Genomic DNA, 20,443 nt, shown 5'->3' on the forward strand with positions numbered 1-20,443 from the left:
TAATTTGAGAGTAAATACTATGAAATTTGAAGCAATAGTACGTACTGAGCTAGGTAAGGGTGCGAGCCGCCGCCTACGTCTTACTGGTCAATTCCCTGCAATCATTTACGGTGGCGAAGCTGCACCAGTATCTATCGCGCTAGTTCACTCTGACGTGATTAACCAAATGGACAAACCAGAATTCTACGAAGGCATCACTCTAGTGATCGATGGCGCAGAAGTTAAGGTTAAGCCACAAGACGTTCAACGTCACGCGTTCAAGCCAAAAGTTGAACACATGGACTTCATCCGCATCTAATTCCCTACCAAGGAATTAATTCGGATTATATCCAGATCTTTTGCATATAAAGAACTCAGTCTTACCAACTGTAGATTCTTAAAAATTAGAAAGCCCGATTGCTACCAACAATCGGGCTTTCACCGTTTCTGCTTGTTGTTAATTATATGTTCCTCAACCTGTGCGCAAAGCTAATATTGCAGGGATATCCGTAATATCTAAATAGCGCGATAGATTCTGTTCTGCGGATTCAATAGCCACAATAGACATCCTATCTGCTAATTCATTACCCTCGATACCTACGTGCCCATTAACATGATACACGGTGATTTTCGACGCTATTTGCTGATACAAAGCATATGCAGGCTTGATAATATCTAGGTTCTTGATTTCACCACCAGATTTAACCCAACCTTTTTTCTCCCAACCTGCAGCCCATTTGGTAATACAGTCGATTGAGTACTTGGAGTCACAGAAAATAGCAACAGAATGCCCTAACGCGATTTTTTGTTTGGCTAATATAAGGGACTGATATAAGCCATTGAGTTCAGCAGTATTATTCGTACCGAGCCCTTGATATAAACCATACCAAAGTTCCGTTAGCTCATTATTTTCATAGAGAGCTAAACCTGTTCCGGCTTCACCTGGATTGGGGTCACACGCTCCGTCTGTGAAGATCTTCATCTCAAATTCCATCGCATCAATTTGCGCTTGGGAAAGAGGGGCTGGTTTTACTTTACGGGCATTTTTGGAAATTGGTTTAACTTCAGCTGAGTGAGCGCCCGTCGATTTACCCCCAAAGGCAGACTCGGCTTCTGCAAGGGTTGGGAATGATTTATATCGAGCGCCGGCGAAGCCATCGACTAATGACTTACATTTTGGCCAGGTGGTGAAAACACCCGTTTCACGCCCTTTCCAGACGACATAATACTTTTTAGCCACACAACCTCCTAAGCTGATTTATCCAAATACACATAACGCGCTATAACGCTATTACCTTACCTATTGTGCCAAATTGCAATGCATAGCTATCCACTTTATTGCGGGGTTAGTAAGGTCAAGGTGACATATATTAAGGTTAATCCTAACCACGCTGGGAGGATTCTAATAATGTTCGATAACGAGATTTAGTATGAAGGGAATCTGTATTGGAAAGAGAAAATGCATAAAGTAAAGGCTCTCACTCTATGCATTAACGGTAATTAGCCTTTATAGCTAATTACTTATAGTAAGCTTCCACTTCACCCTTTAAGGTGATTAGTATTGGCTGTCCCCAGCGGTCTTTTGCTTTTGGAGATGGTATTTTAACCCATTTTTCGCTGATGCAATATTCTTCAACATCTGTGCGCTCTTTGCCGTTAAGACGAATACCAATATGGTGCTCAAAACACTCAGCAACATGATGTGGGCTACGTGGGTTACCAGATAGATGATCGGGTAATTCTGGTCTTGATTTGGTGTCGCTCATAGTTTTAGCCTGAAATAGATATTGAGTAACGCATTTTAGACAACTAACCACCTAACCTCAACCATTCTCGCCACCCTAACCCCTTCGATTTGGCCGAGCTCGGCAAGCAAAGTGCAAGCAGAGGAGGTTTCAAGTTTTTTATAAAAACGGGTTATGCATACCCTATAACATACTTGGTTTGAATATAATCGTTGGGAAAGACACTCGTAAAAGCGTGTCGTAAAGAGACCCTCTTTCGTAGTTCACCAAATAAGGGGACTCCCCCACCTAAAATAACAGGGACTCTTGTTATGGTGATTTCATTGACGAGCTGTTGATTTAGAAATGAGGTAATTGTAGAGCCACCATCGATATAGGCATGTCTATAACCACCTAGTGCAAGTTGAGCAACTAAATCTGACACATTCCCCGCATACATATCAACTCGTCCCAAAAGGCTTTCTGGCACCGTTTTAACGCTGTGACTTAAGATATATATCTTTATATCACCATAGGGTCACTGCTCTGGCGTAAGATTAAACTAGCAATGGTTTCCATACATTTACGACCCATGATCATACAATCGACCGAGTTTATATACTCAGCAAATCCCATGTCAGGGTTTTCACTCATATCAGCACTATGGTTACCTGACGTATGAAGCCAATCTAAACCACCACTTTGGTCCGCAATGTAACCATCGGCACTCGTTGCAATAAATACTGAGCATTTCATATACTTGGATATTATCTCTTGTCGTTGATGATTCAAAAGCACTACATGAAGAAGTTTTTGCGCATTAGAGGCTCTTCTCACAGCATCTATTCATCATGCCCAACGGCTACGCTGGCCGCAATGGTATGTTTATGCGCATGATATGTTGTGGGCCAGAAGGGCCTCCTAGATACAATTTACCTGTATCATCAAAGCCTCCTTTTTGATAACAAACCTTAGCGGCAAGGTTTTTACAATTTACAGTTAAGTAAATAAATTCAAACCCTGAGTAATGCTCAGCTAAGTAGCTAGGTAGGGTTTTCATGAACTGAGCACCCAAGCCCTTTGCTTGGTGTCGAGTATCTAATGCCAGTGTCCTTAAGCCACAACTCGCTTTAGAACAAAAGTTGTAGTGCTGCGCATACCCCAGATCTAACTTAAAAAATCCGACAATGTCACTGCTGACTCTAATTACAAACTTCTCAATCGAGCGTGTGGTATCGGTGACAAAGGCATGGGGCGTGGAAGCAAATCTCACATCTTGCTCAGAAAGCTGAATCGCTAACACTGCTTTGTGATGCGATTTGTTAAGCTTTTCAATTACTATCATCTACTTCCTTATGTTTTTCACATGGCGCCTTATTTGAATGTTTAGAGCCTGACCCATTATAAGTTACCAAAAAAGCGATAGATGATACGAATCCTATTCCAACTAGAATGTGTAGCACTGGATTTAAGCTCTGAATAATCTCTAACTCATCAAAGAAGGTTGCACTATGCACTGAGAGAACTCCCGCAGCGCCAGTAAGCCATTTTTTATCTAAATCAAAGCCATTACCGCCTACTTTGATCGCTAGCGAATGAAAAAACACAGCGGCCACACACTGGCAAGCCAAAATAATCGAAGCCACAAGCAATATGGTAATGACGTTTTCTTTCTCTGACATAATCCAGCTGGTCGCTACAATTTTTACCAGAAACGCTACCGCGACACCTCGCAGAAAATACTCATTGGTTCTTGCTAGCATCTATCTCATCCTTTGGCGTTAGTTAGATGTCTAAATACTAGTACCTTAGGGGGATATTTCACATGCCTCTTTACCTATTCGCCGGAGATTGTATAGGCTATTAACTCAACAATTTGCTGTGGTGTAGTTGCCCAAGCTTGCGCAGATGCATCAACCTCTTTTAGTGCGTGAACCAAGTTTTCATCATGGAGTGTGATGTAAGGTTTACCAAGAGCTGCGCAGAATCCAGCATCAAAAGCAGCATTCCACTGTTTATATTTGTCTCCAAAGCGAATGATAGCTAAGTCACATGCCTTAATGGCAGTTTGAATTCGAATGGAATTTACCTTGGCTGATTTATGGTCGCGCCAATATTGTTGTTGCTCACTCCCAAGACAATCGCCTGCGGCATCACTTTTCTCGTGATCGGTAACCGCTGAGGTAAAACAAGCATTAATGTTTTTCTCTTCACAGCCTTTAACTATCTGCTCACGCCAGTCTGAATGGATTTCGCCTGACAAGTATATTTTTAGCTTCATGCTTACCTACTTATTCTCGATTATTACCCCATATTAATCGAAAGCCTTCCAGCGATTAATATCTAAGTTAATGATAATTAAAGGGGTTTATGCTAACATTACACAAGATGAGCTAACATATCATGATCCAATACCCAAAAAAAAACTCGATGCCGCTAATTAGCGGTATCGAGTTTTTTCATTTGAAACGTTCTAAATGCCGTTACTCAAAGGTGCCTTTAACGATAGCTTCGCCGTCAGCAACCATTACACGCCCTTTCGCTATGGTGTGTGTTAGGTCAAGGTCTTGAGAACCTAGCAATACAATATCAGCATCAAAACCAACAGCCACCTGCCCTTTAAATGTCTCTAAACCTAATTGTTTAGCTGCATTTTTTGTAACTGGAGCAAGGATATCGCTTAAGCTAAGCTCAAACTGGTTCACACCACGTTTGATTTCCTCAAGTAGTGAGCTTGGTGTACCGACTCCCATACCAACGATACGAGTACGGTCAGCATTCCACTTCGGCAATGAGCCGCCAGCGTCGGAACTAAAGGTAAAGTTATCTTTAATGCCTAGCTCGATAGAAAGCTTGGTCGCTTCTGCACATGACAGCTGTTTACGGCCTGACTGAAGAGCCTCTTCAGAAACTGCGGTACCGTCAATAGTGGCGCCACGCTTAGCAAGCTCTACTGCCTGTCCCCATACATCTTCACGGTTAATGTGCGTCGGAACAAAGCGTTCAGCTTGATAGTCGCTATCATCAAGCACTTCTAGAAGCTGAGACAAACCTTTTTTACCCGCGCCAGCATGAACAGTAATAATACCCGCTTTACCGGATACCAATGCGGAATTACGTACCTGAGAAACCAAATGCGCTAGGTTTTCATTAGTCACGTAAGGACCACGATGGTCAGAAACTGCAAGTTTTACACCGATCACCGGCTCAATAAACGCAATGTCTTTCATTACCGAGTCGGTAATAGTTGGTGAAGGCAGGAAGTACGAACCAGTAATGATATAGGTGCTGATACCCTCGTCACGAAAGCCAATCGCTTTAGCTAACAGGCTCTCAACGTGGCGAGATAAATCGTCCGTCCCCAATAAACCTAATGCGGTTGTTACGCCGTTTAGGGTTTGATCGGTCAGCTTCAGCTCTGGAGTTCGAGTAGCAAAACCACCCTCACCGCCGCCGCCAATAAAGTGCTGATGGGTGTCCACAAAGCCTGGCACGACGTTTTTACCGGTCGCGTCAATAACTTGATATTCACCAACCAAAGATGCAGCATCGATATTGTCTTGAATGGCAATAATTTTGCCACCAGCGCACAGCACATCTTTTTTGCCAAGAGATTGCGGAGCGAAAACATCACCGTTTTTTATTAATACTTGCATGGGTTTCCCTTAATTCTTTGGATCGAGTGCCGAACGAATGCCATCGCCTAGGATGTTGCATGAAAGCACAGTTAAGAAGATGCACAAACCTGGGAATAATGTCAGGTACATATAGCCATCTACTGCCATAAAATCACGGCTAGAAGCTAGCATTGCCCCCCATTCTGGTGAGGGTGGTTGCGCACCAAGGCCTAAGAAACTTAAGCTTGCTGCCGTCAATACCGAGGTACCAACACGCATCGTAAAGTAAACCAAAACACTACTAACCGTAGACGGAATAATATGTTTAAACATAATACGGGCATTACTTGCCCCCATAGTTTTAGCTGCTCTTACATATTGAGAGTTCAACACTGATAGCGTTTGTGAACGAACAATACGAGCAAACATCGGAGTACTAAATATAGCGATAGCGATGATTACATTGATAATACCGCCACCTAACACAGCAACAATACCAATCGCTAGCAAAAAGCTCGGAAACGCGAATAACACATCCGCAACGCGCATGATGATGGCATCTAAAATACCGCCATAGTAACCCGCAATCACCCCAAAGAATGACCCTGCAATAACACCGATAGTCACTGACACAAAGCCAACCGATAGTGAAATGCGCGCACCATATACAAGGCGAGCAAAGTTATCTCGACCATAAAGATCGGTCCCAGCCCAATGCGACCATGAAGGCGTCGACAAGATATTGTTGTAATCTACATCCGTTGCCGTGTAATGCAAAAACAGTGGGGCTAAGATAGCCATCGCTACCATAATAAGTAGGATACAAAGCGCCGCAATCGCTGTTTTCTCTCGTTTAAAGCGAATCAGAAACATCGCCATTGGAGATAGAGTTTTTGAGCTCATATGACCTACTTCATCTTAATTTGAGGGTTCACCACCGAGTACAATACATCAACGATAAAGTTAATAAGTACAAAGTGGAACGAATACAGAATTAACAGCGCCTGTACTACGGGATAATCACGCGCGTTTACGCTGTCGATTAAAAATGAGCCAAGTGCTGGTAAACCAAAGATGCTTTCAACAACAATAGAGCCGCTCAATACAAAACCAATCTGCAAACCAATTACCGTAATAATTGGCAGCATCGCATTACGAAAAGCGTGCCTAAATAAAACACGGGTTTCCATCAAGCCTTTTGCTCGTGCGGTTTGAATGTAGTTTTCTGACAAAACATCTAAGAACGCTGAGCGAGAGAAACGAGCAATAATTGCGGTCCCTACCATACCCAAAGTCAAAGATGGTAGAACGAGGTCTCTCAGCCCTTCAAACCCTGTAGGGTTAAACCAACCAAGCTTAACCGCAAAGATTTGAATCAAAATCAAACCCAACCAGAAGTCCGGTACAGAAATCCCCGATACAGCAAGGATCATGCTTAAGCGATCTGGTAGTTTAGATTGATATACAGCGGCAATAACACCTAGGATAATACCTACAGGAATAAACCATAAAGAGACCAAGGCTAAAGTAGCAGTGACCTTGTAACGGCCAACAATAAGGTCAAATACCGAATCGCCATTGACCATTGATTTACCAAGATCTAGATGAACTAGGTGAACCACAAAGTGTTGAAACTGAACTATTAGTGGTAGGTCTAAACCTAACTGGTGACGTACCGCTGCAACGTCTTGACTGCTGGCATCTAAGCCAGCAATCATTTTCGCAGGGTCGCCAGGTAACATGTGAACGAACAAAAATGCAATGATCGCGATGACAAACATCACGCCAATCATGCCTAGGAGTCGTTTTACAATATACTGCGACATTTTTTATTACTCGTAACGAACGTCAGTAACAGACAGTGAACCATCAGGTAGCATAGTGATACCCTCAAGATTTTTAGACTTAGCCCAAAGTTGGGTATCAACTGTAGTCCATAGACCGGCAGCATCATTCCAAATGGTAGACTGTACGTTTTGGTAGATAGTTGCTTTCTCTACAGGGTCAAGGGTTTTCTGACCATCAACTAACCATTGATCAACCTTAGCGTTGTGGTAAGCACTGTAGTTAGAAGTACCTTCTGAACCGAATAGTGGACGAATAGCCCAGTCAACAGTACCTGATGAAGAAGACCAGCCTGAATCAAAGATAACTGGTGGGTTACCATCATTATTGATGCCGTCACCCGCAGAGTAGTGGCTCGCAACATCACGAGGCACGATAGTTGTTTTTACACCAATTTCGTGCAGTTGTTGCTGAACAAATTCAGCTGAGCGCATGCTGGTAGTCGAGTTTTTCGCCCAAATAGTGGCTTCAAAGCCATTTGGATAACCCGCTTTAGCTAGCAACTCTTTTGCTTTTGCAACGTTGTATTTGTAAGGGGTTTGAGCCTTAAAGGTCTCAATTTTCGAAGGTACTACTGACTCTAGAGTTCCTGCATCGCCACCGTAAACAACCTTTTTCAGTGCAGACTTATTGATTGCATAGTTCAATGCACGACGAACGTCGGCGTTAGCTAGAATCTTGTTCTGGGTGTTTAGTGCATAGTAACGTGCAATGATTGAAGGTGACGCAACTGCATCTAGCTTCTTATCGCCCATTACCGCAGGTTTCATTGTATTTGGAAGTTGTAGCATTACTTGAGCTTGACCACTCTTAAGCATAGCTAGGCGAGAACCCGCTTCTGGTACAGCACGGAACTCTAGGTGTGCAACTTTCACTGGCGTGCCCCAGTAGTTCGGGTTGGCATCCATTGTAATTTTTGAGCCACGAATCCATTTATTAAGTACAAAACGACCCGTACCCACTGGGTGCGCTTTAATATCATCGCCATACTTTTTAATTGCCGTAGGACTGATCATGCCTTGGCTTGGGTGAGTAATATTGTTAATAAAGGTGTTTGAAGGTGATTTAAGCTTCACTTCCAAAGAGTATTCTGACAGAACTTTAAAGCTCTCAACATTAGACAACAAAGAAGAACGACGTTGTTTTTTGTCAATTTCGTTTTCAAAGTTGAATTTCACAGCTTCTGCGTTAAATGCAGTACCATCGGTGAACTTAACACCTTGATGAAGATTAATGATGTAGGTTTTACCGTTATCACGAACTTCGTAACCTGTCGCCAAATTAGGCTGAACCTGCATATTTTGGTCAAACTTGAATAAGCCATCATAAATGGCGTTTGCGATGCTCATATCAAGCGTCACGCCGGCATTATGTGGGTTTAGTGTTTGTACCGTTGAATATGATGCAACGACTACTTTATCTTGAGCTGCATAAACATTCGCACTCAAACCAAGTGCTACGGCTAGCACTAAGGTCTTCTTAGTTGTGTTCATTTTCATTCCTTTGTTATTCATGTGCTGAAAAATGAGTTGGTGAGTGTTTTACCAATTGAACAGGTTTTGGTTTCTGCCCTACTGGGTAAACTGGATCTGGAATATCGTCGGTAAGCAATTGAAATTGCTTAGGGGCATCTCGCTGTGCATCAATCGATGGGATGGCAGCAAGCAGCTTTCTTGTATAGTCGTGTTGGGTATTTTCAAATACCTCGGCACGATGACCAATTTCAACCAACTGCCCCTTAGTCAATACCGCAACCCGATGACAGACTCGTTCAATAACGGCCATATCATGAGAAATAAAGATAAATGCAATACCAAATTCTTTCTGTAGCTCTAACATAAGGTTTAGCACTGTCGCTTGAACCGATACATCGAGTGCTGAAACAGATTCATCGGCTACGATGACCTTTGGCTGGGTAGTTAATGCGCGAGCGATATTCACCCGTTGTAGCATGCCGCCTGAAAATTCATGTGGATAATGAGAGTAAAGATCTGGCTGGATACCCACTTTTTGCAATAACGCCTTGGCTTGTTCTTCACGCTGTTGCTTGGTCATTTCTGGAGCATGTATGATGAACGGTTCTTCAACGCTTTCACCAATAGTCATCTGCGGGTTTAGTGACGCTAAAGGGTCTTGAAAAATAAAAGAAATCTCTCGTTTAACCAGTTTTCTCTGCGCTGAAGTAGGGTTCAACAGGTCAATATTCTTATAGCGAATATCACCTGACGCCTCAGAAAGAAGCCCCAATATCGCATTACCTATGGTTGATTTACCTGAGCCAGATTCGCCAACAATACCTAATGTTTCGCCGTGCCATAACTTGAAGCTCACATCATTAACCGCATGTACCTGATGAGTAACGCGACCAAAGAAATTGTGCTTACGCGGGAATATCACATGCAGGTTTTCAACCGTAATCAAGGGCTCTTGAGAGTACTCGACAGGCTTGCCTGGGATCTCAACCTCAGTTGTATTTCCCTTTAATTCCTCTTCCATGCTCAGCACAGGGAAGCTGTGGGGCACATCTTTACCACGCATTGACCCTAATTTAGGCGCAGCCTTTAATAGCGCCTTGGTATAAGGGTGTGCTGGAGAGTGGAAGATTTGATTCAAATCCCCAGTTTCCACGATATCACCGTGATACATCACTGCCACGCGATCCGCGACCTCATGTACCACACCCATATCATGGGTAATGAAAATCACGCCCATGCCAAGCTCGGCTTGTAGCTCTCGGATAAGGCCAAGAATTTGAGCTTGTATGGTTACATCTAGCGCGGTGGTAGGTTCATCAGCAATGAGTAATTTTGGTTTACATGCGAGTGCCATTGCAATCATGACGCGCTGACGCATACCACCCGATAACTGGTGCGGGTAAACATTAAGAACTTGGCGACCAGAAGGTACTCGCACCAAATCTAACATACGGCCTGCTTCTTCTAACGCTTCAGCTTTGGTTGTTTTTTGGTGGATTTGAACCGCTTCAGCAATCTGCATGCCCACGGTCATTAATGGATTGAGAGAAGTCATTGGGTCTTGGAATATCATTGATATTTCATCGCCACGGATTTGTTGAGCTTGCTGACGGCTTAAAGACACCATCTCTAAGGCATCCGAACTTAGCTTACTGTCATGCAAAAATATCTGGCCAGATTTTGAAGCTTTATTTCCAAGTAGGCCCATAATAGCCTTACTCATCACGGATTTACCTGAGCCGGATTCACCGACAACAGCCAAAATTTCATTTTTGCTGACGTCAATGCTCACATTATGAAGCACCTTTTTCTCACCTTGCATGGTGTTAAAAGCGACGTTGAGGCCGTTTATTTCCAGTAATTGACTCATATTCCTTTGCCCAAACTTCTTCTATCGATGACATCAAAATAAAGAAGTTCGTCACAAAGTTGAATATAGATTCGTGCAAACTTACTTTTCATGCGGCTGAAAGGAAAATATTGACACGATTTATGCAAGTTAATTCAAGGGTGTTTCGGGGAAAATGCTATTGCTTAGAAAAGTGACGATTGAGGGTTCTCAGAACTTTTTTTGTCATTAGTTGATTGAGTTGTGTTTTTTGCATGATAACGACGATATCGTTGGCGACATAGACGAATAATGTGCTGTTTCTGAGCTGAGGTTAATGTCTGCCAATTGAAGCGCTCTTCACGCTTGCGCATGCATCCCTTACAGTATCCTCGCTCATTTAAGCTACATACACCGATGCAAGGGCTAGGTACATCAAAAAAATCCAGTTGCTCCACGTTTACATCACTATAGTTAGGTGTCTATATATAAGATTAATTCATCACAGCTATACTCGCTAATATATCTTAACTTTTAACAATGAAAGTGTGTTATCTGCCATCTATTTACCCTGTTTTGACAAAAGGCATATAAAAGTCGCTTATATTCAAATAATCACCATGCACCTACATGCATATATTGGAGTTTAATAATGAATAAAGCATTTGTGGTTTTAAGTTTGGCTGCCCTACTTAGCGCTTGTACTAGCAAAGATAATTCAAATAGTAATCAATTGACCCAACAGACGAGCCCCGAGATACTGGATGCAACCCCAGTTAATCTGCAACACCATCACTGGCAACTCACCGCTATTGACGGTCAACCCATTACCGTAATGGAACACTTCAACGCTCCTACTCTAGAAATAGGCGAAAACCTAACCGCTAATGGTTCGGCAGGCTGTAACAATTTCTTTGGCCAAGCGGAGCTCGAAGATGGCAAATTACGTATAGAACAGATGGGAATGACAATGAAAATGTGCCCGCCAGAGGTAATGGATACTGAAATGGCATTTTCTAAAGCATTAACTGAGTGGAATACGGTTGTTCTAACCTCTACAACCTTAGAGTTACAAAACTCACAACACAATCTGACTTTCACCCTTTCAGATTGGAAAGGTTAAGCCCCTTCACGTATATCAACTTAGCTATGCTGGCGCATAGCTAAGCTTCACCAACTCATTTATACCTGCTCAATCCAAGGATGGTTAATTTCATTGCGATATACCATTTCCTTAATCCCCCTGACACTTTGCTTATAAATTACACACTAGTGTCTATATGCTGTAATAATGCGAGTTTGCCAATTCATTTTGCTACGTATTTCTCGTACAATGCTCAGCATTCTCACTATAAAAACTGCCCACGATCAGATCCCATGAAAAATGATAAGCGACCGTTGTATATCCCTCACGCAGGCCCTGCGCTATTAAGTACGCCCCTTCTTAATAAAGGAAGCGCATTTACTGCAGCTGAACGTGCCAGTTTTAACCTTGAGGGCTTACTTCCTGAAAGTACTGAAACCATAGCCGAACAAGTTGAACGTGCTTATCAGCAGTATCAGAATTTTGATAATGATTTAGACCGCCATATCTATTTGCGCAATATTCAAGATACCAACGAAACCCTGTTTTATCGCTTAGTGCAGAATCACATCACCGAAATGATGCCAATCATCTACACTCCGACAGTCGGCGCGGCATGTGAAAAATTCTCTAATATATACCGTCGTGGGCGCGGTCTATTTATCTCTTATCAAAACCGTGACCGTATTGATGACCTATTAAATAATGCCTCTACTCACAATGTTAAGGTTATTGTTGTTACCGATGGTGAACGAATCTTAGGCTTGGGTGACCAAGGCATTGGTGGTATGGGGATCCCAATCGGTAAACTATCACTGTACACTGCATGTGGTGGTATCAGCCCAGCTTATACACTCCCTATCGTACTTGATGTCGGCACTAATAATCCGCAACGCTTGGCAGACCCAATGTATATGGGGTGGCGTCACCCTCGTATTACGGGCGCAGAGTACGACGATTTTGTAGAAGAATTTATTCAAGCGGTACAGCGTCGCTGGCCTGATGCTCTGGTGCAGTTTGAAGACTTTGCGCAGAAAAATGCAATGCCTCTTTTACAACGCTACAAAGATCGTATTTGCTGTTTCAATGACGATATCCAGGGCACAGCTGCGGTAACGGTCGGCTCTTTAATGGCGGCATGTCACGCAGCGAATAGCAAACTTTCCGAGCAGCGCGTTACCTTTGTTGGTGCAGGCTCAGCCGGTTGTGGGATTGCAGAAGCGATTGTGGCTCAAATGCAAGCCGAGGGTTTGAGCGAACAACAAGCTCGCTCTCAGGTGTATATGGTTGATCGTTGGGGACTACTACAAGACGGTATGTCCAACCTACTCGATTTTCAAAAACCTCTTGCCCAAACCCTGCATAACCTGAGTGAATGGCAATCTGATTCTGCGGATTATTCACTACTTGATGTCGTCGAAAATGCCAAACCAACCGTACTGATTGGTGTTTCTGGTGCACCCGGTACCTTTAGTCAACAGGTTATTGAGACCATGCATAAGCATTGTGATCGCCCAATCGTGTTCCCGCTATCAAATCCAACCAGTCGCGTGGAAGGGGAACCCAAAGACATTATTGAATGGACAAAGGGACAGGCACTGGTTGCTACCGGGAGCCCATTTGCACCTGTCGTGTATCAAGGTAAACGTATTGAAATTGCACAATGTAATAACAGCTACATATTCCCTGGTATCGGTCTTGGCGTGTTAGCTGTATCAGCCTCTCGCATTACTGATGAAATGCTCATGGTATCAAGTCGCGCTTTAGCAGAGTGCTCTCCATTAACACAACGTGAGAATGGACCACTACTGCCACCACTTGAAGAAATTCACGGCGTATCAAAAAGAATTGCATTCGCTGTTGCAAAACAAGCTATCAAACAAGGCGTGGCGCTAGAAATTACCGATCAAGCGATTGAGAAAGCGATTGATAGCCATTTCTGGCAACCGGTTTATCGCCGCTACAAACGCACATCATTTTAATTTGAAACGTTTTACTATCCAATGGCGTCAAGTGTTGGCTTGGCGCTCAATTTATCGGATCTGCCTATGGCTGTTACTCACAGTCACTGGCATTTTCCTTTCTATTACCATCTTTCTGAGCTCGGTAGATATCTGGATGAGCATCAGTGCTCACGGACGTATCCATCAGCAAGTAGAGTCCACCCCACCTCGTGATGTTGCGTTAGTTCTAGGTACGAGTAAATACATAGGCCGCACTCGCAACCCTTACTATACCTATCGAATAGATGCCGCAATCAAGTTATATAAACAGGGCAAAGTAAAAGCGTTTCTATTGAGCGGTGATAATGCACATCGCAGTTACAATGAACCTTGGACCATGAAGCGCGACCTGTTAAATGCGGGCATCCCAGACAATCTTATTTTTCTAGATTATGCCGGATTTAGAACCTTGGATTCGGTTGTGCGAGCCAAACAAATCTTTAATTTAGATGATTTTGTCATTGTCACCCAAACCTTCCACTGTGATCGCGCATTATTCATTGCCAAATTCTACGATACCGATGCGATCTGCCTAGGTGTCCCCTCACCCGCTCCAACCTCATGGTTCAACGTTCGAGTACGTGAAGTCTTTGCCCGCATAAAAGCCTTGTTGGATCTCTATATCACCAACACCCAACCCAAATTTATGGGTCCTCAAGTTCCGATCCTTGAACTCTTACCATACAACTACGGACCAATTATGCCTGAGCATGTTTTCCCAAAGAGTAAGGGTGAAGTGAAGGGGCGTGATGATGAATCGGTGAATCGGTGAATCGATGTATCGATGTAGCGGTGATTCGGTGGGTAGCCCATTTCTCCGTAGGCTCAATATCCCTGAATCCAACACCAGTCACCCCGGTAGTCTTTTAAGCCGGGGTCTGTGGTGGCGCGGATTTTAATGAATGTAACTGCTTGATATTGAATTCGAGAGACTACAGATCCCCGCCTGCGCGGGGACGACGGGGTTGGGGCGTGGGGGTGTATCGGTGAATCTGTGATTCGATGTATCGATGTATCGATGTATCGATGTAGCGGTGGTTCGGTGGGTAGCCCATTTCTCCGTAGGCTCAATATCCCTTCACTCTCAACACCCGTCACCTCGGTAGTCTTTTGAGCCGGGGTCTGTGGTGGCGCGGGTTTTAATGTGTGTAACTGCTTGATATTGAATTCGAGAGACTACAGATCCCCGCCTTCGCGGGGGCGACGGGGTTGGGGCGTGGCGATGTATCGGTGAATCTGTGATTCGATGTATCGATGTAGCGGTGGTTCGGTGGGTAGCCCATTTCTCCGTAGGCTCAATATCCCTGAATCCAACACCAGTCACCCCGGTAGTCTTTTGAGCCGGGGTCTGTGGTGGCGCGGGTTTTAATGAATGTAACTGCTTGATATTGAATTCGAGAGACTACAGATCCCCGCCTGCGCGGAGATGACGATTATGGGGCTGACATGCCAAGATGGTAGCGTTAGAGCAACTATTTCTGGTCATGGACTTAACATATAAAATGAGAAGCGTTATCATCGTGATGCTGTTGATGTAATCAACTAGATAGAGGCAGGTTGCTTTGTCACCCACCTCACTAACTCTTTGTTTTAACGATAATTTAACCATCTTCCCTACATGACTTTAATTTAGAGGTTAAATTACTTACAATCGATGACTATTCCTGTGCTCTTCTTTCTCGTTCAAGGCACACTTTTTCTCAACAACTATTGATAGATAACTATGACTACTGTGAAACACTGTAAACTTTTGATATTGGGTTCGGGGCCTGCAGGCTATACAGCAGCTATCTACGCAGCGCGCGCCAATCTTAACCCTGTTATCGTAACGGGGATGCAACAAGGCGGCCAATTAACCACGACTACAGAGGTTGAAAACTGGCCGGGTGACGCCAATGACCTTACGGGTCCATCTTTGATGGAACGCATGCAAGCCCATGCCGAGAAATTTGAAACAGAGATCATCTTTGACCACATAAATGAAGTGGATCTTTCTTCTCGTCCTTATCGCCTTATTGGTGATAGCCAAGAGTTTACCTGTGACGCGCTCATTATCGCCACTGGCGCTTCGGCAAAGTACCTTGGTCTAGAATCAGAAGAAGCGTTTAAAGGGCGTGGTGTATCAGCCTGTGCAACCTGCGATGGATTTTTCTACCGTAATCAAGAGGTTGCTGTTGTTGGCGGAGGAAATACCGCCGTTGAAGAAGCACTATACCTATCAAATATCGCCTCTAAAGTGCACCTTGTTCACCGTCGTGATAGTTTTCGCGCCGAAAAAATACTCATTAAACGTCTGATGGACAAGGTTGAAAGTGGCAATATCATCTTACATACCGACCGTACCTTACAAGAGGTTGTAGGCGATGAAATGGGTGTTACCGGTGTAAAATTACAACACACCGACAGCAATCAAGTTGAAACCATTGACGTTATGGGTGCATTTATTGCGATTGGGCATCAGCCAAATACTGCAATCTTCAAACAACAACTTGAAATGAACCACGACTATATTGTGGTGAATTCAGGCTTAAATGGTAATGCCACCCAAACGAGCGTCGCCGGAGTGTTCGCAGCAGGCGATGTTATGGATAATCAATACCGCCAAGCAATCACCTCTGCGGGTACTGGTTGTATGGCCGCATTAGACGCTGAACGCTTTCTTGACGAATTAGAGAACTAACTTCTCACCTTTAAAGGCTCAGAATCGTTATATACTGAGCCTCTTTTCATCGTTTCATTCCCAAAAGAACCCAACTTTCATGGATAAGCAAACCCAGAGAGACTTAGGCAAGTGGCTAAAGTCGCAAAGTAAACTAGCAAAACGTTGGTTGACCCTATCAATCCTTGCCGGTGTGGCGTCAGCAGTAGTGTTAATTGCACAGGCTTGGCTTATCGCTCACACATTGCATAGCTTGATTATAGAGCATCAAAATAAAGAGGTATTGATCCCTTGCTTTGTCGGGTTAGGCATCACAATTATACTGCGCAGTGCTTTAGCTTGGGCTCGGGAAATTTGTGGCTACCGCAGTGGCGAACAGATCAGAACCTATATTAGAGCTCTGATTGTCGACAAGATGCACCGTTTAGGGCCTGCCCATATTAAGGGGAAATCGGCCGGTGCATGGGGCACTATGCTGATTGAGCAAGTAGAGGAAATGCAGGACTTTTACGCCAAGTATCTGCCGCAGATGTCACTCTCAGCCATTGTGCCTCTGATCATTTTAGTAGTGGTGTTCCCGTTAAACTGGGTCAGCGGCATCATCTTCTTAGTAACTGCGCCACTGATCCCATTTTTTATGGCATTGGTTGGTAAAAAAGCAGCCGAAGCAAACCGCAAAAACTTTAAGGCACTGCAAAGACTTTCTGGCCATTTTTACGATCGCCTGCAAGCAATGACTACCATTCGTTTATTTGACCGCGCTAAAGCTGAGAAAGAACATATGCATGTGGCGTCTGAAGTGTTTCGTGAACGAACTATGGGAGTATTGAAGATTGCATTTTTATCATCAGCAATCCTTGAGTTTTTCACCTCTATTTCGATTGCTTTAACGGCTGTCTACTTTGGGTTTAGCTTTATTGGAGAGCTGAATTTTGGCCATTATGGCGTGCCTGTCACTCTGTTTACCGGCTTATTTATTCTGATTCTGGCACCTGAATTCTATCAACCGTTACGTGACCTCGGTACCTTCTACCATGCTAAGCAGCAAGCAGTTGGCGCTGCCGAAAGCATTGTTGATTTTCTAAATACGCCTGAAATAGAACAGAAAAGCACAACCTCAGAGGTTAAAACCCTAAATACTGATAAGGCATTCAATATCGTCGCTAAAGACCTTATCGTTAGCACCCCTGATGGCACTGTATTGGTCGGACCTATCAGCTTTGCCTTAAATTCAAATACCAAGACTGCATTAGTGGGTCCAAGTGGCGCTGGTAAAACCTCACTCGTAAATGCCTTGTTGGGGTTTCTTCCCTATCAGGGACAACTAACCGTCAATGGCATTGAATTAAAGCAGTTGCAAATGGACAGTTATCGACGCTGCATTAGCTGGGTTGGGCAAAACCCATTGCTGGTACATGGCTCGATTTTAGATAACCTGAATCTCTCTCAACAGGCACTGACTCAACAGCAGATTGATACCGCTATTTCCGAAGCCCACGCTGATGAATTTATTCAGCACCTTGGCCTAGACTACCCTATCTCTGACCGCTCTGGTGGTTTGTCCGTAGGTCAGGCGCAGCGCGTCGCTTTAGCTAGGGCAATATTGCAACAAGGTCGCTTGTGGATTTTAGACGAACCTACTGCAAGCCTAGATGCTGAAAGTGAAAAGCTTATTAATCAAAGCCTTGAAAAAGTACTCGCCTCACAAACCACATTGATGGTTACCCATCAACTGCATAACCTGCAACAAGTGGATCAGATCCTAGTATTAGAAAGTGGTCAAATTACCCAGCAAGGGCACTTTAACCAAATCAAGGACCATGGAACCTTCCACTCCATGTTACAACACCAAGGCTCAACTGGAGGTGACCTCGATGCGTGATTTATTGCCTTATCTAAAACTGTATAAAAAGCATTGGTTTGGGTTATCTCTTGGGATGTTACTTGGGTTCCTCACCCTATTTGCTTCAATCGGACTGTTGACACTCTCCGGTTGGTTTCTTTCTGCTGCAGCCGTAGCAGGCTTAACCATAGCGCGAGAAACCTTTAACTATATGCTGCCAGGTGGTGGTGTACGCGGACTGGCAATGGGGCGTACCGCTGGACGCTGGGGTGAACGCGTTGTTTCACACAATGCGACCTTTAAGCTATTAACCGACTTACGCGTATTCTTCTTTGAAAAACTAACCCCTTTAATGCCAGGGCGAGTAGCAAATCTCAGAGATGCAGACCTGCTTAACCGCTTAGTGGCCGACGTTTCAGCAATGGATCACGTCTACCTTCGCCTAATTAGTCCGGTTATTTTAAGCGTATTGGGGATTCTCTGCCTCGGCGGTTTTATTGCGTTGTTTGACCCAACAGTGGGTCTAACCCTAGCCGGCATACTGCTATTTTTGGTGTTAAGCTGGCCAATTATCTTTTATAAATTGGGTAAACATAACGGCGAGCGTTTAACCGTCCACCGCGCACAGCTACGTATTCGTGCGCTAGACTGGATATCGGGTCATAGTGAACTGTTATTATTTGGGGCTGAAAATCGCTACCGACAAAAAATCTATGATGCCCAATTTGCGTTAATGAAAAACCAAGCCGTTAATGCTCACATCAGCGGATTAGCCAATAGCTTACTATTACTCGCTAACGGATTTACATTACTCCTCATCTTATGGCTTTCAGCAGACGGAATTGGTGGCTCACAGCCAAGCCCTATGATTGCGCTTGTCGTATTTGCAACATTAGCAAGTGTCGAGTTATTAATGCCTATTGCAGGTGCATTTCAATACCTTGGACAGACGCTCTCTTCAGCCAGACGATTAAATGAGATCATTGCCGCCGAGCCTGAAGTTACTTTTCCACAGCGCAGCCAACCGCTGGCTATTGATCCCGCCCCTGCCATCGACTTCAAGCAGGTTGATTTCGCCTACGATGGTAAAAAGCGAGTTATCACTCAGCTGTCACTCAATATCTCAGGAGGCAGCAAGGTTGCAATACTGGGCAAAACGGGTAGCGGAAAATCGACTCTATTACAATTGTTGAATCGCTTTTGGGATACCCTCAACGGTGAGGTATTGATTGGTGGTAGACCAATTGCAAGCTTTGATGAGGCGCAACTTCGCACCCTTATTTCTGTGGTTAGTCAGCGAGTTGATATCTTAAATGGTACCTTACGCGACAACCTGCTAATTGCGGATGACACTGCTGATGATAAGCAACTAAGCACGACTCTTGTCAATGTAGGTCTTGGACATCTACTTGAAAAACAAGCACTCGATCAGTGGCTCGGTGAAGGTGGTCGTCAGCTCTCTGGGGGGGAACGCCGTAGGATTGGTATTGCAAGAGGCTTATTACACAATGCCCCTATCCTACTGCTCGATGAGCCAACTGAAGGACTAGACAAGAATACCGAGGCGCAAATTATTGAGCTTTTAGAGGCCCATTATCAGCATAAAACGGTGTTGTTTGTCACTCATCGCTTAGTTGGGTTAGAAAAGATGGATCATATTGTGGTTCTAGAGCAAGGTGAGATTGCCGAGCAGGGAAATCACCGCAAACTTTTACAACAAAAGCAGCGCTACTATCAATTACATCAATCCCTTACCTAATATGTAAGCACCTATGAATAACGCCGAGCTTTAGCTCGGCGTTATTGTATTCGCTGACTTATACTCTGCCTCTATAGCTTGTAACAATTTCTACAAGCCGACCATGCATGACCAAATAACAATATATAACAGTTAAATATGGAGTAAATTATGATAAAACTCATCGCAGGGGCGCTTTTATCTCTAAGCTTTACCACGCTTGCATTTGCTGATGTCTCAGGCCTGATACAGGTAAAAAGCCAGTACGATGTGGCTACCACCGCTAACAATTTGCAAAATGTACTTACCGATAAAGGCATGAATATATTTGCGCGTATTGATCACGCTAAAGGCGCGCAAGGGGTCGATATTGCATTGCGTCCTACGCAGCTGTTTATCTTTGGTAACCCAAAAGTGGGCTCGCCTTTGATGAAATGTGAGCAGACAGTCGCGATTGACCTGCCTCAGAAAGCGCTTATCTATCAAGACGCACAAGGCGATGTATGGCTGAGCTATAACGACCCTAGCTACTTAGTAGAGCGTCACAACATTCAGGGGTGCGATAAAGTTATAGGCAAGGTATCTAACGCCTTAGCGGCATTTGCTAAGTTAGCTACCGGAAATTAAGCTTAAAGCGTAAACAAAAGG

At 44.0% G+C, this 20,443-nt stretch carries 21 protein-coding genes; 8 read left to right on the top strand and 13 right to left on the bottom strand.

All coding sequences use genetic code 11. From position 1 onward, the window contains the following. Positions 1–19: 19 nt before the first annotated feature. Positions 20–298 (top strand): 50S ribosomal protein L25, encoded by a 279-nt coding sequence (gene rplY / locus OCU28_RS06260; protein ID WP_261815359.1) that lies wholly within the window; start codon positions 20–22, stop codon positions 296–298. Between the two features lie 153 nt (positions 299–451). Here rplY and OCU28_RS06265 read toward each other — a convergent pair whose 3' ends face one another. The 13 genes from OCU28_RS06265 to OCU28_RS06325 all read right to left on the bottom strand — a co-directional run bounded on the left by OCU28_RS06265 (position 452) and on the right by OCU28_RS06325 (position 10,926). Then, entirely contained in the window at positions 452–1,219 is a 768-nt protein-coding gene (locus OCU28_RS06265; protein WP_261815360.1) for a ribonuclease H family protein, read from the bottom strand. Positions 1,220–1,496: 277 nt separating this feature from the next. After that, entirely contained in the window at positions 1,497–1,745 is a 249-nt protein-coding gene (locus OCU28_RS06270; RefSeq protein WP_261815361.1) for a DUF3297 family protein, read from the bottom strand. 151 nt (positions 1,746–1,896) lie between these two features. After that, positions 1,897–2,163, bottom strand: a complete 267-nt coding sequence (locus tag OCU28_RS06275; RefSeq protein ID WP_261815362.1) for a dihydrofolate reductase family protein — start codon at positions 2,161–2,163, stop codon at positions 1,897–1,899. A gap of 62 nt (positions 2,164–2,225) precedes the next feature. Further along, positions 2,226–2,495 carry a hypothetical protein gene (locus OCU28_RS06280; protein ID WP_261815363.1) on the bottom strand — a complete coding sequence of 90 codons (270 nt, stop codon included), beginning with the start codon at positions 2,493–2,495 and terminating at the stop codon, positions 2,226–2,228. 70 nt (positions 2,496–2,565) lie between these two features. Continuing rightward, the gene (locus OCU28_RS06285; protein WP_261815364.1) at positions 2,566–3,048 is read right to left on the bottom strand and encodes a GNAT family N-acetyltransferase; all 483 of its coding nucleotides are present in this window, start codon (positions 3,046–3,048) and stop codon (positions 2,566–2,568) included. Continuing rightward, positions 3,035–3,466: a hypothetical protein gene (locus OCU28_RS06290; RefSeq protein ID WP_261815365.1), complete on the bottom strand. Its 432-nt coding sequence runs from the start codon at positions 3,464–3,466 to the stop codon at positions 3,035–3,037. Before OCU28_RS06290 ends, OCU28_RS06285 begins: the two co-directional genes overlap by 14 nt. A gap of 74 nt (positions 3,467–3,540) precedes the next feature. Next, positions 3,541–3,984: a YtoQ family protein gene (locus OCU28_RS06295; RefSeq protein WP_261815366.1), complete on the bottom strand. Its 444-nt coding sequence runs from the start codon at positions 3,982–3,984 to the stop codon at positions 3,541–3,543. Between the two features lie 202 nt (positions 3,985–4,186). After that, complete coding sequence (gene iadA / locus OCU28_RS06300) at positions 4,187–5,359, bottom strand: beta-aspartyl-peptidase (RefSeq protein ID WP_261815367.1); 1,173 nt, start codon at positions 5,357–5,359, stop codon at positions 4,187–4,189. 9 nt (positions 5,360–5,368) lie between these two features. Continuing rightward, positions 5,369–6,223 (bottom strand): ABC transporter permease, encoded by an 855-nt coding sequence (locus tag OCU28_RS06305; protein ID WP_261815368.1) that lies wholly within the window; start codon positions 6,221–6,223, stop codon positions 5,369–5,371. A 5-nt stretch (positions 6,224–6,228) separates the two neighbouring features. Further along, positions 6,229–7,146, bottom strand: coding sequence for an ABC transporter permease (locus OCU28_RS06310; protein ID WP_261815369.1), 918 nt, complete (start codon positions 7,144–7,146; stop codon positions 6,229–6,231). A 6-nt stretch (positions 7,147–7,152) separates the two neighbouring features. Continuing rightward, complete coding sequence (locus tag OCU28_RS06315; RefSeq protein WP_261815370.1) at positions 7,153–8,658, bottom strand: ABC transporter substrate-binding protein; 1,506 nt, start codon at positions 8,656–8,658, stop codon at positions 7,153–7,155. 13 nt (positions 8,659–8,671) lie between these two features. Beyond that, on the bottom strand, positions 8,672–10,510 hold the full coding sequence (locus OCU28_RS06320; RefSeq protein ID WP_261815371.1) for an ABC transporter ATP-binding protein: 1,839 nt from the start codon (positions 10,508–10,510) through the stop codon (positions 8,672–8,674). 164 nt (positions 10,511–10,674) lie between these two features. Continuing rightward, on the bottom strand, positions 10,675–10,926 hold the full coding sequence (locus tag OCU28_RS06325; protein ID WP_261815372.1) for a DUF1289 domain-containing protein: 252 nt from the start codon (positions 10,924–10,926) through the stop codon (positions 10,675–10,677). A 194-nt stretch (positions 10,927–11,120) separates the two neighbouring features. Between OCU28_RS06325 and OCU28_RS06330 the strand changes: the two genes are divergently transcribed. The 7 genes from OCU28_RS06330 (at position 11,121) to OCU28_RS06360 (ending at position 20,422) form a co-directional block, all read left to right on the top strand. Beyond that, the gene (locus OCU28_RS06330; protein WP_261815373.1) at positions 11,121–11,591 is read left to right on the top strand and encodes an META domain-containing protein; all 471 of its coding nucleotides are present in this window, start codon (positions 11,121–11,123) and stop codon (positions 11,589–11,591) included. Positions 11,592–11,845: 254 nt separating this feature from the next. Further along, complete coding sequence (locus OCU28_RS06335; protein ID WP_261815374.1) at positions 11,846–13,534, top strand: NAD-dependent malic enzyme; 1,689 nt, start codon at positions 11,846–11,848, stop codon at positions 13,532–13,534. Between the two features lie 136 nt (positions 13,535–13,670). Then, positions 13,671–14,327, top strand: coding sequence for a SanA/YdcF family protein (locus OCU28_RS06340; RefSeq protein ID WP_390623809.1), 657 nt, complete (start codon positions 13,671–13,673; stop codon positions 14,325–14,327). A 951-nt stretch (positions 14,328–15,278) separates the two neighbouring features. Beyond that, the gene (trxB, locus tag OCU28_RS06345) at positions 15,279–16,235 is read left to right on the top strand and encodes a thioredoxin-disulfide reductase (protein WP_261815375.1); all 957 of its coding nucleotides are present in this window, start codon (positions 15,279–15,281) and stop codon (positions 16,233–16,235) included. A gap of 79 nt (positions 16,236–16,314) precedes the next feature. Further along, entirely contained in the window at positions 16,315–18,096 is a 1,782-nt protein-coding gene (cydD, locus tag OCU28_RS06350) for a heme ABC transporter permease/ATP-binding protein CydD (RefSeq protein WP_261815376.1), read from the top strand. Beyond that, positions 18,089–19,816, top strand: a complete 1,728-nt coding sequence (cydC, locus tag OCU28_RS06355; protein WP_261815377.1) for a heme ABC transporter ATP-binding protein/permease CydC — start codon at positions 18,089–18,091, stop codon at positions 19,814–19,816. The genes cydD and cydC overlap by 8 nt, the downstream gene beginning before the upstream one ends. Before the next feature lie 150 nt (positions 19,817–19,966). Further along, complete coding sequence (locus OCU28_RS06360) at positions 19,967–20,422, top strand: DUF302 domain-containing protein (protein ID WP_261815378.1); 456 nt, start codon at positions 19,967–19,969, stop codon at positions 20,420–20,422. Positions 20,423–20,443 lie beyond the last annotated feature (21 nt).

It is taken from the genome of Vibrio gallicus, assembly GCF_024346875.1.
GTDB lineage: Bacteria > Pseudomonadota > Gammaproteobacteria > Enterobacterales > Vibrionaceae > Vibrio > Vibrio gallicus.

Coding starts and splice junctions, on each gene's coding strand:
- rplY (WP_261815359.1), top strand. CDS start 20: ATGAAATTTGAAGCAATAGTACGTACTGAGCTAGGTAAGGGTGCGAGC.
- OCU28_RS06270 (WP_261815361.1), bottom strand. CDS start 1,745: ATGAGCGACACCAAATCAAGACCAGAATTACCCGATCATCTATCTGGT.
- OCU28_RS06275 (WP_261815362.1), bottom strand. CDS start 2,163: ATGTATGCGGGGAATGTGTCAGATTTAGTTGCTCAACTTGCACTAGGT.
- OCU28_RS06285 (WP_261815364.1), bottom strand. CDS start 3,048: ATGATAGTAATTGAAAAGCTTAACAAATCGCATCACAAAGCAGTGTTA.
- OCU28_RS06290 (WP_261815365.1), bottom strand. CDS start 3,466: ATGCTAGCAAGAACCAATGAGTATTTTCTGCGAGGTGTCGCGGTAGCG.
- OCU28_RS06295 (WP_261815366.1), bottom strand. CDS start 3,984: ATGAAGCTAAAAATATACTTGTCAGGCGAAATCCATTCAGACTGGCGT.
- iadA (WP_261815367.1), bottom strand. CDS start 5,359: ATGCAAGTATTAATAAAAAACGGTGATGTTTTCGCTCCGCAATCTCTT.
- OCU28_RS06305 (WP_261815368.1), bottom strand. CDS start 6,223: ATGAGCTCAAAAACTCTATCTCCAATGGCGATGTTTCTGATTCGCTTT.
- OCU28_RS06310 (WP_261815369.1), bottom strand. CDS start 7,146: ATGTCGCAGTATATTGTAAAACGACTCCTAGGCATGATTGGCGTGATG.
- OCU28_RS06315 (WP_261815370.1), bottom strand. CDS start 8,658: ATGAACACAACTAAGAAGACCTTAGTGCTAGCCGTAGCACTTGGTTTG.
- OCU28_RS06320 (WP_261815371.1), bottom strand. CDS start 10,510: ATGAGTCAATTACTGGAAATAAACGGCCTCAACGTCGCTTTTAACACC.
- OCU28_RS06330 (WP_261815373.1), top strand. CDS start 11,121: ATGAATAAAGCATTTGTGGTTTTAAGTTTGGCTGCCCTACTTAGCGCT.
- OCU28_RS06335 (WP_261815374.1), top strand. CDS start 11,846: ATGAAAAATGATAAGCGACCGTTGTATATCCCTCACGCAGGCCCTGCG.
- OCU28_RS06340 (WP_390623809.1), top strand. CDS start 13,671: ATGAGCATCAGTGCTCACGGACGTATCCATCAGCAAGTAGAGTCCACC.
- trxB (WP_261815375.1), top strand. CDS start 15,279: ATGACTACTGTGAAACACTGTAAACTTTTGATATTGGGTTCGGGGCCT.
- cydD (WP_261815376.1), top strand. CDS start 16,315: ATGGATAAGCAAACCCAGAGAGACTTAGGCAAGTGGCTAAAGTCGCAA.
- cydC (WP_261815377.1), top strand. CDS start 18,089: ATGCGTGATTTATTGCCTTATCTAAAACTGTATAAAAAGCATTGGTTT.
- OCU28_RS06360 (WP_261815378.1), top strand. CDS start 19,967: ATGATAAAACTCATCGCAGGGGCGCTTTTATCTCTAAGCTTTACCACG.